This window comes from Pseudomonas sp. EA_5y_Pfl2_R50 (genome assembly GCF_963970475.1).
GTDB lineage: Bacteria > Pseudomonadota > Gammaproteobacteria > Pseudomonadales > Pseudomonadaceae > Aquipseudomonas.
The window spans coordinates 30,857-44,678 of record NZ_CAXAPT010000004.1 but is presented as its reverse complement, the minus strand read 5'-3'; the positions used below and the strand labels follow the sequence as shown (position 1 = coordinate 44,678).

Below are 13,822 nucleotides of genomic sequence, written 5' to 3'. Positions count from 1 at the left end.
TAGGCAGTTCACTGGCGATCATGGTGACGAAGCGCGCCGGTCAGCTCTGATGCAATGGGTGGTCAGAGTTCCTCCCCCCTATCCCGCCACCGCCGCTTGCATGGCGATGCACATTACTCAAATGGACTTTTGGTTAACTCGCCTGGACAGTGCTTCAGCGCTCTCCTTGCGCTCTGAATAACGATCAACCAGATAGTGTTCTCTCCCCCGCACCAACAAGGTGAACTTCATCAACTCTTCCATCACATCGACAACCCGGTCGTAGTAAGCGGAGGGTTTCATTCGCCCCGTTTCGTCGAACTCGAGGAATGCTTTTGGCACGGATGATTGGTTGGGTATCGTGATCATGCGCATCCAGCGGCCAAGGATACGAAGCTGGTTCACCGTGTTGAATGACTGTGAACCACCACATACCTGCATCAACGCCAATGTCTTTCCTTGTGAAGGCCGGACCGCGCCCAGCGCCAAGGGAATCCAGTCGATCTGTGCCTTGAACACCGCCGACATCGAGCCATGACGCTCTGGCGAGCACCAGACCTGCCCCTCTGACCACATCACCAAATCACGTAGTTCTTGCACCTTGGGATGATCGACGGGGGCGTCGTCTGGCAATGGCAATCCTGAGGGATCGAAAATAGCCGTTTCTGCGCCCATGAGTTCCAGAAGACGCGCGGCCTCTCGTGTTAGCAGCTGGCTGAACGAGCGTTCCCGCGTCGATCCATAGAGCAAAAGAATGCGCGGTTTGTGCTCAGGCACGCCCTGTTCGGAAAGTCTTTCGGGGGTTGGTATCTCAAGCAGTGACAGGTCAAGCCCCGGAAAGTCAGCGGGATTTTCGCTGGCGGACTCGTTCATCGAATCTCTCCTATCTCGTCCAGTTTCTGCTTGAGTTCGATGTGGTTGAGGGAGGCCAAATCAAGAGAAAACAACGCGGCGAATCGTCGGCGGATTATCTCAACCGTCGCGTCAAATGCCGCCTGTATCGCCTCGTCGCTGCCTTGTGCATCTGATGGGTCAGACAAGCCCCAATGGCTCTTGATTGCAGATCCGAAGTAAACGGGACAAGGCTCGCCCCCAGCCTTGTCACACACGGTAATCACAATATCCGGCGGGTTTTCAGCGAAACTTTCAGAGCCTTTGCTGTAGAGCGCTGAAGTGTCCACGCCGAGACCTTGCAAGGTGCTGACTGCGCGTGGGTTGAGGCGTCCACTCGGGAAGCTTCCGGAACTGATTGCGCTCATTCCATCCGGCGCCATGTGGTTGAACAAGCCTTCGGAGAGCACGCTCCGGCAGCTATTGGCGGTACACATGAACAGGAAACGCATAGGTTGCTCCTGCCGCTTGCAGCGGGCTTCAGAGGCTCAGGCGCAGTGCCAGAGCCGAGAGGGTGATCAAAAGAACCGGAAAGGTCAGCAGGACGCCTACCTTGAAGTAGTAACCCCAAGTGATGCGCACACCTTTGCGCTCCAGCACATGCAGCCAGAGCAGCGTGGCGAGGCTGCCAATGGGGGTGATCTTCGGGCCAAGGTCGCAGCCGATGATGTTGGCGTAGATCATGGCTTCGCGGATGAGGCCTTCCACGCCACTGGCCTGAATCGACAGCGCGCCGACCAGCACGCTGGGCATGTTGTTCATCACGGACGACAGCAACGCAGAGATCAGGCCGGTGCCGAGAGTGGCGACCCACAAACCCTGCCCGGCGAGAATGTCGAGCATGCGGGCGAGGTAATCGGTCAAGCCGGCATTCTTCAAGCCATAGACCACCAGATACATGCCCAGGGAGAACACTACGACTTGCCAGGGAGCGTCGTGCAGCACCCGTCGTGTAGAGATCTTGTGCCCCTTGGCGGCAACGGCGAAGAGTGTCGCCGCACACACTGCCGCAACCGCACTAACGGGAATGCCTAGCGGTTCGAGTGCAAACAGCCCTATCAGCAAAATCAACAACGTCCAGCCCCCGACGATGAACGTGGCGCGGTCGCGTATGGCTGCTTTGGGTTCCTGCAAAACCTCCAGCGCATAGTCAGGAGGTACATCTTTCCGGAAGTAGAGAAACAGCACCAGCAGAGTCGCGGCGACACTGACCAAACTCACTGGCACCATGACTGACGCGTATTCGGCAAAACCCAGTTCGAAGTAATCGGCGGACACGATGTTGACCAGGTTCGAAACCACCAGAGGCAAGCTCGCCGTGTCGGCAATGAAACCGGCGGCCATGACGAACGCCAGCGTTGCGGCCGGCGAGAACCGCAGGGCCAACAACATCGACATGACGATTGGCGTCAGGATCAACGCCGCACCGTCATTGGCAAATACCGCAGACACCGCTGCCCCCAGTAACACGCAGAAGGCGAACAGCCGATACCCGCTCCCCTTCGCCCACCGCGCCACATGCAAAGCGGCCCACTCGAAGAAGCCAGCCTCATCCAGCAACAGACTGATGACGATCACCGCGATGAACGTGGCGGTCGCGTTCCAGACGATGGCCCATACCGTGGGAATGTCCTGAAGCGAAACGGCACCGACTGCCAACGCAATCAGCGCACCCAGCGTGGCGCTCCAGCCGACGCCGAGACCTTTGGGCTGCCATATGACTAAAACCAGGGTAAAGACAAAAACTGCAACAGCAATAAACATTGTGGCCTCACTCGATCAGGATTCAGCAGCAGGCGGCGTCCCGGACAGGTCGTCCATCCATCCTGTGCAGGCGCGCAATGTTTTCGTTGAGCCAGCCGGCGTTGGCCTTTGAGGTCACCTGCAGAATCTCGCGAATCCACGAAGGCAGATCCGGATTGAGGCGGTAGTAGACCCATTGGCCCTGACGGCGGTCGAGCAGCAGGCCACTGCCGCGCAGTTGGGCGAGATGACGGCTGATTTTTGGCTGGCTGTCGTCCAGTGCGCACATTAATTCGCAGACGCAAAGTTCACCTTGATCGGAAATGAGCAGGATCGCGCGGACACGAGTCTCGTCGGCCAAGCTCTTGAATACGTCTGGTGGAGTGATCATGCGGCACGCTCAAAACATATGGATAAACGAATATACGGATATCCATATGTTTAGTGCAACCTGCAGATTCAATTGCGGTTCACGGTTGGGGTCTCAAGCGTCCATATCAGACCTTGGCTGCCGGCAATGAACACCGTCCTTCGCCCGCTCAAGATCATTTGCAGGCATCCGCTCAAATCCGGCAACACTTAATCGACATTGTCGATGGGCGACTTTCGGCGCGGGCTCTATGCTGGGAACATCGAAGTCATGAGGTTGAACATGAACATCTGGATCGCTGCCCTACTGACCGCACTGATGTCACTGCCTGCCCTGGCGGCGCAAGTACCCGCTTCGCGCGTCGAGCCGATCACGTTCAAAAACGAGCGAATTGAACGCAGACAATCGATCAGGGGCGATCAAACGGCGCAGTACACGTTCACCGCCAAAGCCGGGCAGATGCTGACAGTCGACTTCAAACCTTCCAACACCTCGGCCTATTTCAACATTGCTGCCAAGGGCGCCGATTACGCGCTGTTCAACGGTTCGATCATGGGCAATCACTTCCTGGGCGCGCTGCCTGCCGACGGTGAATACACGGTTCAGGTCTACCTGATGCGCAACGCCGCGCGGCGTGATGAAGTGGCCAGTTACGCGCTATCACTGAATCTTGTTCAGGGAGATTCGACGCAAGACCAAAAGCCGTTCGACCAGACCTTGCAATTGCAGGGCATCGATTTTCACGTAAGTCGCACTACGGTCGATGGCCAAGCGGTTGTACGGATCGAGCCCAAAGGCCTGGAAATCGACAACGCGGTGCTCACCCAACCGCTCAGCGGTGCCATCGTCCGTGCCGAAGTCGGTGATCTCAACAACGATGGCTCTCCCGAGATCTACGTCTTCACCCGCGCTCCCGGGCGCGGCATGCCGGGCGAGCTGATTGCCTATTCGGCCAATAACAAGAAATCACTGAGCCAGATCTATTTGCCTCCGGTCAGTGACAACCCGAAAAACGCCGAGGGTTATCAGGGCGAGGATTCATTTGCCGTAGTGGAAAATACTCTGGTTCGGCGTTTCCCGATGTATGACAGCAACGATGCCGGCGCTGGCCGGACCGGGAAAATTCGAGAGATTCAGTACACACTGACCGCTGGAGAGGCGGGATGGATCTTGCGCGAAGCCAAGGTGACGGAGCAGTGAACTGACACAGCGGGGGCTGATCTCACGTGCCATGAACAAGCATGGATGCGGCGGTGACGAGATGAATTTTTCTTCACAGCCTCTGCACAAGCAAACCTGTACATTCCACCCGCTCATTCAAGAAACTACGGTTCGCCCGCGGCTCTCCCGCGGGCTTTTTTTGCCTGTCGTTTACCGCCAGCGCTCCTCATGCAGCAGCTGCCGAAGGCTGCTCCTTCAGAAGATCTTGCGCGTCGGTAAAACCGGTTTGTATTTTCCGCCGCATCGGTCAATCCTGTCCCTGGATTCCACACACCGGAGCACCCGATGCCCTTGCTTTCCCTGCCTTGCCAACGCCTCACGCTCGCGATTCTGGCCCCGGATCAGGCAGCACTCGAAAGCGCTTTCTACCAACGCAATCAGCGCCACCTCGCGCCGTGGTCGCCGATTCGCGCCCACGACTATTTTTCCACCGAACAGATACGCCGACGCCTGGAAATCCAGGCCAGCGCTTTCGAGGCTGGATTGGCCATGCACTTCGCTGTGCTGACGACAGACGGTCAGCAGATGATCGGCGCATGCAATTTCAGCGGAGTTATTCGCGGTGCGTTTCAAGCGTGCTATCTGGGTTATCACATTGACGCGGCCCATGAGGGTCAGGGCTTGATGCAAGAGGCGCTGGAGGCCGGCATCGGCTATATGTTCGAGACCCAGAACCTGCACCGGATCATGGCCAATTACATTCCCGGCAACGAGCGCAGTGCGCGATTGCTTGAGCGATTGGGCTTCGAACGTGAGGGATATGCCAAGGCGTATCTGAACATTGCCGGGCGTTGGCAGGATCATGTGCTGACCGCGCGGGTCAATCCGCTGTTCGAAACGCCGGACAAACGTTGGTCGCGACGTCTTGGCTGAGTTCACAATTTATTCAGCATTGACGACGTAAGCTCAAGCCTTCCGCCCCTTCCGGTTGCCTGAAACCCATGTCGCGCGCCGTCACTTCGTTGTTTCTGCTTGCCGCCCTGCTGTTTTTCTTCGCGCTGGGAGGCCATCAATTACAAGGCTCCACCGAAGCCCGCGTTGCCGGGATCGCCATGCAAATGCACCTGGACAATGACTGGGTGACGCCACGTCTGTTCGGCGAACCCTTTCTGGAAAAACCGCCGCTGAGCCTGTGGCTGGATGCCGGTGCCATGCGCGTGTTCGGCGCGTCGCCATGGGCGGTGCGCTTGGCCTCGGCAGTGGCCGGACTGCTCAGTGTGCTGATGTTGTACGGCATGTTGCGTCGCTTCGGACGACCGAAAGCCGTCGCGTGGACAGCGGGAATGCTGCTGGCAACCATGGCCAGTTACTGGAGCAATGTGCGTGGCGTCGGTGAAGATGCACTGCTCGCGCTCGGCGTGACAGCGGCGCTGCTGGCGTTTTTTCAGTGGCAACGTGCATCGAGCGCGGGCAATTCGCTGTTGTTCGTCGTCGGCATTGCCATCGCCACCTTGAGTAAAGGTGTGCTGGGGTTGGCGATGCCCGGCGTGGTGATTTTCGCTTACCTGTTGGCAGACAGCCTGCTCGAAAAACGCCTGAGGATTGGCGACTGGCTGCGCCCGGGATACCTGACCGTAGTCGGCCTGATTCCGTTGCTGATCTGGCTGGTCGTGCTGTACCAGCATGACGGTGCGCAAGCGCTGAAGGAAGTGCTGTTGACCAACAGCGTCGGACGTTTCAGCGGCTCGTTCGTCGAGGCCGGGCACTATGAACCGTTCTATTACTACCTCGCCAAACTGCCGGAGGCGTTCCTGCCGTGGAATATGCTGGTGTACCTGGGGCTCTGGCATTTTCGTAAGCAATTACGGGCCAATCGTTATCTGCTGTTTTTCAGCCTGTGGATGATTGCGCAATTCATCATGCTCACCCTGGCGTCGAGCAAACGCACGGTGTACCTGATGTCGATGACCCCGGCGGCAGCGGTGATCGCCGCTGAATATGCAGGCGTGCTGTTCAAAAGGCTGCAAGGGTACGAATCGGTCAATCGGTTTGTCGGCCGAATCGCTCGTTATCGTCAGGCATTGGCCGCCAGTGTTCTGACTGTCGTAATCGCCAGTTATCTCGGCGCTGCGCAATGGGCACTGCCAAACGCCGATAAACACCTGTCGTTCCTGCCGCTGACCGAACACATTCAATCTCTGCAGGCCAGCGGTCATCAGATCGCGTTGTATCAGGCCAACGAGCGGGTGGGCGGCGCCAGCGTTTTCTACACGCAGAGCGTATTGGAAGGCCTGGATACACCGGCGCAGCTGCGGGACTTTCTCGGCGCTGCGCCAACCCACGTAGCGGTGATTGCCTCCGACGCTGAGCCCCTCGCCCCATTGAAAGTGCTCAAGGCCATGAAGGTCGGGCGCCAGGCGTATTACTTCGTCGGCTACTGAGGCATCTCCAGCATCGACAAGAACCCACTGGTCACTAAAAAGACCTGGGGGACGGCTTGTTACAAATTCCGTCTGACAAAATCCTTTCAGCTCTCGGGTTTGCGGCCGATACAGACCTGCTAACACCCTTGCTGGCTCAAAAAAACAACAATCTTCCAGCCTAACTGACGACCAAGAAACCCAATGTTTCTGGAGGATTTTTGATGAATAGCTGGTTCGGCAACATCAGCGTGAACATGAAATTGGGACTGGGCTTCGGCCTGGTACTGGCACTGACCTGCATCCTGGCGCTGACCGGCTGGACCAGCCTCGGTGGCCTGATCGACCGCAGCAACTGGATGAGCGATATCACTCAGTTGAACGCCGGCCTGACCAAATTGCGCGTGGTGCGCCTGCAATACATGCTGACCAACGGCGACGAAACCGCTGCGCAGAATGTGCAGACCACCCTTGAAAGTTTCGCTGCCCAACAACAAGAGCTGATCAACAGCTTCAAGAGCCCGGAAAACGTCAAACTGCTCAAGGAGCAGGCCGCGACCATTGCCGAATACCAGACCTCACTGAACAAAATGCGCAATGCCTATCGCACCGGCAACAGCGCTCGCGACACCATGAGCATGAATGCCGAGACCGCGTACAACCTGATCAACTCGATCAGCCAGCGCGTGCAGCAGATGGAGATGAGCGAACAGCGTTACGAGCAGTTCCAGGCCATCACCGCCGCCAAGGAAGCCTTCATCCTGGCGCGCTACGAAGTGCGTGGCTACACCGCCACCACCAACGCCGAGACCGAGCGCAAAGCCGTCGGCCAACTCGACGTGGCCATCGCCAGCCTCAAGTCACTCAACGTGCATTTCGCCAACAGTCAGCAAGACGCCCTGCGTCAACTGGAAACCGCTCTGCTCAACTATCGCAGCGCATTGATGGCCTATAAAAACGCCAGCACAGACGCCGTGCAGGCGCGCAAGGAAATGACCGACCAGGGTGCCGCTATCGTCACCACCAGCGAACAGCTGTACCAGATCCAGCTCGACCGTCGCGACGCGGAAAGCGCCCAGGCCCGGACCCTGCAACTGATCAGCACCTTGCTGGCCCTGCTGGTCGGCGTGATTGCTGCGGTGATCATCACCCGTCAGATCACGCGCCCGCTGCAAGAAACCCTGGCCGTGGTCGAGCGCATCGCCAGCGGCGACCTGAGCCAGAACGTGACCGTCACCCGTCGCGACGAACTCGGCGTGCTGCAACAAGGCATTGCGCGCATGGGCGTGACCCTGCGCGACCTGATCAGCGGCATCCGCGACGGCGTCACCCAGATCGCCAGCGCCGCCGAAGAACTTTCCGCGGTGACTGAGCAGACCAGCGCCGGCGTGAACAGCCAGAAGGTCGAGACCGATCAGGTCGCCACCGCCATGCATGAAATGACTGCCACCGTGCAGGAAGTCGCACGCAATGCCGAAGAAGCCTCGCAAGCGGCAGCCGCGGCTGACGGCGAAGCCCGTGAAGGCGACAAAGTGGTCAATGAAGCCATCGCCCAGATCGAACGTCTGGCCAACGAGGTAGTACGTTCCACCGAAGCGATGAGCGTGCTGCAGCAGGAAAGCGACAAGATCGGCAGCGTCATGGACGTGATCAAGGCCGTGGCCGAACAGACCAACCTGCTGGCCCTGAACGCCGCCATCGAGGCCGCCCGTGCCGGTGAAGCCGGTCGTGGTTTTGCCGTGGTCGCCGACGAAGTCCGTGGCCTGGCCCAGCGCACGCAGAAATCCACTGAAGAAATCGAAGGTCTGGTCGCCGGTCTGCAGAACGGCACCCAGCAAGTCTCGGCCGTGATGAACAACAGCCGTGCGCTGACCGACAGCAGCGTGGCCCTGACACGCAAGGCCGGTGCATCGCTGGAAAACATCACCCGCACGGTGTCGAATATCCAGTCGATGAACCAGCAGATTGCCGCCGCAGCCGAGCAGCAAAGCGCCGTGGCCGAAGAGATCAGCCGCAGCATCATCAACGTCCGCGACGTGTCGGAACAGACCGCCGCGGCGAGTGATGAGACGGCTGCATCGAGCGTTGAACTGGCGCGCCTGGGTGGTCAGTTGCAGCAGATGGTCAGCCACTTCCGCGTTTGATCCCGAATCGGCGCTGAAGCAAAAAACCATTCGCGGGCAAGCCCGCTCCCACAGTATTTTCAGTCGTTCACAGAGGTTGTGTTCGACTCATGTTCTGTGGGAGCGGGCTTGCCCGCGATTGCGTTATGGCTGGCAATACCAATCTGGCCTTGCCTGGAAACTGCCCGCCGCTCTCAGCGTGTGCCACGCTGGCGCAACGCCGACGGCATAAAGTACGCATCCTCCGGCACCGGCTGCGCAAAATCCACGGTCTGCGCCTCCTCGTTATCCAGGTTTTGCACGTAGTAACGCCGCGCCTGCAAATCGTGGAACACGTCCAGCGCACTCCAGGTGGTCGGCAGGTCATAGAAGTTTTTCAGGTAGGCCATCGACACGCGCCACAACTCCCCTCGCCCATCGTATTGATCGACCAGCGCCGCACCCCAACTGTCCTCGTCGAGGAACAGCACACGCTTGGAGTAGATGTGCCGCGCGCCCGGTTTCAGCTTGCCTTCGACCACCCACACGCGGTGCAGCTCATAACGGGTGTATTGCGGATTGAGGTGGCCCGGCGTCAGCAATTGCGCGTATTTCACGTCGGAGCTGGCGACTTTGTAGTTGTTGTAGGGGATGTAGATTTCCTGCTTGCCCTTGAGCGTCCACTCGTAGCGATCCGGCGAGCCGTTGAACAGATCGGTATCGTCGGCGGTGCGCAGGCCATCGGAGGAAGCGATTGGGGTGTCGTAGGCGAGGTTCGGCGCGCGGCGCACACGGCGCTGGCCGGCATCGTAGATCCAGGCCTGGCGTGGGTCCTTGAGCTGATCGAGGGTCTCGTGCACCAACGCTGCGCCACCGGCCAGACGCGCCGGGCTTTTCACGAAGGCGAGGTAGTAGAACAGGATGTTTTTCAGGTCGGCGAACTGGCCGCCGGGGCGGTAATAATTGAACAGGCCTTCCTGTTGCGAAGTCACCAGCGCGAAGCTGCCGTTGCGCTGCACCGGCGCTTCGGAAGCGCGGCGCACGACATAGATGCCGCGATAGCGGGTGATGTGGTTCCACAGCACTTCGATGCCGTCCTTGGGCACGGGAAACGGCACACCGCCATAGGCATCCGAGAAGCCGCTGCCCCCTTCGAGCAGCTTGGCCGAGGTCGCGTTTTTCAGGGTGTTGTCGTACAGCCATTGCGGCGCCGAGCCGGAGCGGCGGGACGGGTAAATCGGCATCTGGAAGGTGTCGGGGTAGCTGTTGAACAGCGCGATCTGGCCGGGACTGAGGTGCGCTTTGTACTGGTCGAGATTGGCCTTGGTGATGGTGTACAGCGGTTTGTCTGCGGCAAACGGATCGGGGTGATGCTGGCCGGGTTTGTAGCCGGCGGGCGCTTGAGTGATACCCCCGGTCCACGCGGGAATGGTGCCGGCGGCGTTGCCGGCACGTTCGGCGCCCATGGGGGTCAGGGTGGTTTTCAGTTGTTCGGCCTGTTGCGGGGTGATGGCGGCGAAAGTGCTGCTGGCCGTCAACCCCATGACGAGCGCCAGCGTGGTCTTGGTCAATCGTGACATGTGAAACATGAGCAATCTCCGAAACGGGAGTGAGGTCTCACCTGTGGGAGCGGGCTTGCCCGCTCCCACAGGTGATCTGTGTAGCCTTTAAAGGAAATACTTGAGGTTGAACCCGACGTTATCGCGGTCGCGGATGCCGTTGTTCTGCCCGCCGCCGTAAAACTCGGTGTACTGCAATTCCGCTTCGAGCTTGTTCTGGTAGTTGGCCTTGATCCCCAGCGTGTAGGCCTTGCGACCTTCGATGGCATTGCCTGCCTGATAGCTGTTGCCCTTGAAGTCGTCCTTGTAAACGACGTAAGGCGAGACGTTGACCCCGGCGTACACGTCGTTCCAGGTGCCATTGAGCATTGCCGTGTAGCTGTAGGAATCGCGGTTGACCTGATCGTCACGATCACCGCCGGACACATAGGAAAAATTACCGGTGCCAGCGTAATAGCGATTCGTGCCGTCATAGGCGGTGTATTGCAGACTGCTGCCGCGCAAGTGTTCGGAGGCCAGTTCGAAGATGCCGAACAATGAGTCGAACGAAGCCGTAGGGCCGAAGTTGTAGATAGTCCCCAGCGAGGTGTTGAACGCCTCGACGCGCTCGGCGTTGTTGATCTCGCTATTGAGGTTGACCCTCTGCCCGCCAACATTGATCGACTGGCCGGTGACTGCCGCGGCGGCGCCGTTGGCCAGGTCGCCGATCAAATCGTTGGTGGCCGCGACGCCGATGGGCAGGTTCGGTCGATAAGCGATTTCACCGAACACCGAGGCCTCGCCCAGCGTGGTGTTGAAACTGAAGCCATACATGCGAATGTCTTCGGCGTAGCGACGATGGGCCTGAATGCTGCCCATCACATCCGCAGTCGCCAGACCGTTGGCCAGCGCGCCGGCCTGATCGCCTGCGACCCCGGACAGCAGATTGGTCAGGGCATTCATGTCGATGCCGTTGTACCCGCCCAGATCCGCCGCAATGGTCGGCTCCTTGGCGTGGTAGTTGACCAGATACAAACCAAACTCGGTGCTGTTGAGCTGTTCGGCAATGTAGCGAAAAGCAAAGCCGAACTGGCCGTCGTTGCGCGCGTTGTAGTCCTTGCCGATGCTCGCCACTTTCAAGGTATTGCCATAGGCCGGTGTCACACCGTTGGCGTACAAACCGGTGGTTTGCAGCACCGGACTGAGCAACGGATTGTTGCCCAACGCGCTGTACAGCCCGATGACGTTACCGAAACCCGGCACCGGCGTGTCGAGGGCAGTGCCGCTGAAGTTGTTGTAGCCGGTGTTGCCGCCGTCAGCGAACAGGTCGGTTTGCGAATAGAAGGTGCCGACCGGATCGATACGGGTTTCTTTCCAGTTGGTCTGGTAGAAACTCTCCAGGGTCAGCGCATCGGTCAGGCCGATGTTGAAGCTCAGCGCTTCCACCGGCACCAGCACTTCCTTCACTTCCGCGCCGGGCAAGCGGTACTTGGCCGCGTCCACCGGGTTGGTGGTGTTGATCCCGCCACGATAGAAAATCCCTTCCCCCCAGTTGAACACTTGTCGACCTAGCCGCGCTGTCAACGGCATCTGCGCGACGTCCCAACTGCCGTGCACATAGGCGTCGAGCATCTCGATGCGGCTGCCGGCGATGTCGCGGGTCTGGCCGGTGAAATGGTCGTCCTGCGGATAGCTCTGGCTCGGTTGCGAAGGGCTGTTGTTGTCGTAGTAGTGGTTGCGCTTGTCCATCAGCTGCGTGTCGTAAAACGCGGTGCCGCGCATGAACACGCCATAGTTCTGATAGTTGGCTTCCAGCTCGGAAGTGATCTTGTACACCTCGGAAACCAGCCCGGTGTCGAAGTTGCGATTGCCGTCGTTGGTGTTGACGTCATCGTTGGTTTTGTCACGGCCCTGCACCCGCCACATGCGTCCATAGGACAAGGTCGTGTCGATGGCGCCGGTGATCTGCTTGTCCATCAGGCTGAACTCCACCGCATGCGCACCATCGACCGCGCCGAGTTGCAGCAACCCGGCCAGACCGAGCCCGGGGAGCGCCGCGCCAGACAGGCGCAATCGAGTGTTGATCATGTGTTCCTCCTTCCCTGTTTTTATTGTTTTGATGTGCGTTACCGCGCGCTACGGCGCCAACCCCGCGCTGACATAGATCCGGCTGTGCGCACCGAAATGGCCGAGCAATCTGAACAACTGCCGGTTGAGTGCCGGGTGGTCGAAATCTTCGCGGTGCAACTGATTGCCGCGGCTGAAGTCACTGGTCGCGGGTGCCGTTTCCAGCCACTGACCGATGGCCTCATCGAAAGCGGCGGAGTCATCGACTGACTCGGCGCTGACCACTTTGCGCAGGTAGTTCACGGAGTAAGGCGGGTAGCGTTGATCCTGGGCAGTGTCGACGTAGGCGGTGAGCATCGGATGCGGCTGACCGGCACGCAGCAAGCGCCGCAGCCAGGTCGACTGATACTTTTCGACTTCCGTATGCCGGGTCGCGACGCGCTCGATGGACATCTGTTTGTCAGCGGCAAAACCGGCTAGCGCCTTGCCCTCCAGCAACAACAGACTGGCGAGATCGACACCGGGCAACGGCTTGGCGTGATAGGGCTGGGTCAGGTCCTGAATGTGATGCAGGCCCCAGCCGAGGAAGCGATAACCCCAGTAAGGATGGCCGTTGGCAAATGCCAAGCGCGCCAAGCCCATGTACTGATACGCGCGCCAATCCGGCCAACTGCGTTCAAGGAAACCGGCAGCGGCATACACCACCGCGCTCTCATGGAAAAAGCCCATGTGGAACGGCGCCTGCGAGCTGTACTGGAAACGCTCGTCACCAAAGGGCTGCGGGCCGAAGCCGTAGAGCGCGCCAACATTGCCTGGATTGTCACTGAACAGGTTGATGTCATGGCCGTAATCCGGCTCATCAGCGGCGCTGGCGAGCACGGCCAGCGGGGCGACTTTTTCGTGCTCGGTGACGACGATGAAGCGCTGGCGATTCCACGGTGACAGGGTTTGCTCGACCATGACTTGATCGGCCTGTAGATGCGGGCGTGCGGGCAGGTCCTTGCCCGGCAACGGCTGGATCACCATCGCCAGATGAATCTCGGGATTGATGCGCAACGCCGTGAGGAAGTCGTGGCGCAAACGGTCGCTGGGCGTGGCCGGCAATTTCAGACTGTCGGGGCGTGACGGGTATTGCGCGAAGTGCTCACGGGCGAAGGTTTCCTGCTCTTCCAGCAACGCACGCACGGCCGGGTATTGCTGCGAAAGAAAACGTTCCAGCGGCTCCACTTCGACTGGCGACCCATCGCGCAACGCCGGCAGATCCTGCAACGCCAGATAGCTGCCCACCGTATGGTTCGACCAGCCCCAGGCGCTTGGGGCCGTTGCACAAAGCAGCAACAGGAGGAAAGTCAGCTTCATTGCTTGTCGTTCTTATTGGAGGTGCCGTGGGGGATGAGCCTAACAACCGCCCCCGACGCTGACACTGTCCGATCTCACCAGAAAAAGTCTCCGATGGCGCCATTTACCCAATATAAAAAACGCCAGCGTCCCCCTGCTCGCGAAGGCGGCGTGTCAGTGAAATGAATGAGGCTGACACACCGCATTCGCGAG

11 protein-coding genes and 1 pseudogene are annotated in these 13,822 nt (G+C 59.3%); 5 read left to right on the top strand and 7 right to left on the bottom strand.

What is annotated here, in order from left to right:
• Window positions 1-117: 117 nt before the first annotated feature.
• From arsH to AACY19_RS08155, 4 genes are read right to left on the bottom strand one after another with little or no spacing between them, the layout of a single operon-like run.
• Window positions 118-852 carry an arsenical resistance protein ArsH gene (gene arsH, locus AACY19_RS08170; protein WP_339449696.1) on the bottom strand — a complete coding sequence of 245 codons (735 nt, stop codon included), beginning with the start codon at window positions 850-852 and terminating at the stop codon, window positions 118-120.
• Window positions 849-1,322: an arsenate reductase ArsC gene (locus AACY19_RS08165; RefSeq protein WP_339449694.1), complete on the bottom strand. Its 474-nt coding sequence runs from the start codon at window positions 1,320-1,322 to the stop codon at window positions 849-851. Before AACY19_RS08165 ends, arsH begins: the two co-directional genes overlap by 4 nt.
• 28 nt (window positions 1,323-1,350) lie before the next feature.
• Entirely contained in the window at window positions 1,351-2,634 is a 1,284-nt protein-coding gene (locus AACY19_RS08160; protein ID WP_339449692.1) for an arsenic transporter, read from the bottom strand.
• Window positions 2,635-2,656: 22 nt separating this feature from the next.
• Window positions 2,657-3,004, bottom strand: a complete 348-nt coding sequence (locus tag AACY19_RS08155; protein ID WP_339449690.1) for a metalloregulator ArsR/SmtB family transcription factor — start codon at window positions 3,002-3,004, stop codon at window positions 2,657-2,659.
• Between the two features lie 261 nt (window positions 3,005-3,265).
• Here AACY19_RS08155 and AACY19_RS08150 point away from each other — a divergent pair, with 261 nt between their 5' ends.
• The 5 genes and pseudogenes from AACY19_RS08150 (at window position 3,266) to AACY19_RS27890 (ending at window position 8,708) form a co-directional block, all read left to right on the top strand.
• On the top strand, window positions 3,266-4,183 hold the full coding sequence (locus AACY19_RS08150) for a hypothetical protein (RefSeq protein ID WP_339449688.1): 918 nt from the start codon (window positions 3,266-3,268) through the stop codon (window positions 4,181-4,183).
• Between the two features lie 306 nt (window positions 4,184-4,489).
• The gene (locus tag AACY19_RS08145; protein WP_339449686.1) at window positions 4,490-5,077 is read left to right on the top strand and encodes a GNAT family N-acetyltransferase; all 588 of its coding nucleotides are present in this window, start codon (window positions 4,490-4,492) and stop codon (window positions 5,075-5,077) included.
• A gap of 68 nt (window positions 5,078-5,145) precedes the next feature.
• Window positions 5,146-6,585 (top strand): ArnT family glycosyltransferase, encoded by a 1,440-nt coding sequence (locus AACY19_RS08140; protein WP_339449684.1) that lies wholly within the window; start codon window positions 5,146-5,148, stop codon window positions 6,583-6,585.
• Window positions 6,586-6,788: 203 nt separating this feature from the next.
• Window positions 6,789-7,802 (top strand): annotated as a pseudogene (locus AACY19_RS27895) (methyl-accepting chemotaxis protein); the annotation flags it as partial.
• A 42-nt stretch (window positions 7,803-7,844) separates the two neighbouring features.
• Window positions 7,845-8,708, top strand: coding sequence for a methyl-accepting chemotaxis protein (locus AACY19_RS27890; protein ID WP_445262297.1), 864 nt, complete (start codon window positions 7,845-7,847; stop codon window positions 8,706-8,708).
• A 173-nt stretch (window positions 8,709-8,881) separates the two neighbouring features.
• Here AACY19_RS27890 and AACY19_RS08130 read toward each other — a convergent pair whose 3' ends face one another.
• The 3 genes from AACY19_RS08130 to AACY19_RS08120 all read right to left on the bottom strand — a co-directional run bounded on the left by AACY19_RS08130 (window position 8,882) and on the right by AACY19_RS08120 (window position 13,630).
• A complete protein-coding gene (locus AACY19_RS08130) occupies window positions 8,882-10,255 on the bottom strand; it encodes a DUF1329 domain-containing protein (RefSeq protein WP_445262295.1) in 1,374 nt (457 codons plus the stop codon).
• Window positions 10,256-10,333: 78 nt separating this feature from the next.
• On the bottom strand, window positions 10,334-12,292 hold the full coding sequence (locus tag AACY19_RS08125) for a DUF1302 domain-containing protein (RefSeq protein ID WP_339449680.1): 1,959 nt from the start codon (window positions 12,290-12,292) through the stop codon (window positions 10,334-10,336).
• 48 nt (window positions 12,293-12,340) lie between these two features.
• Complete coding sequence (locus AACY19_RS08120) at window positions 12,341-13,630, bottom strand: phospholipase (RefSeq protein WP_339449678.1); 1,290 nt, start codon at window positions 13,628-13,630, stop codon at window positions 12,341-12,343.
• Window positions 13,631-13,822 lie beyond the last annotated feature (192 nt).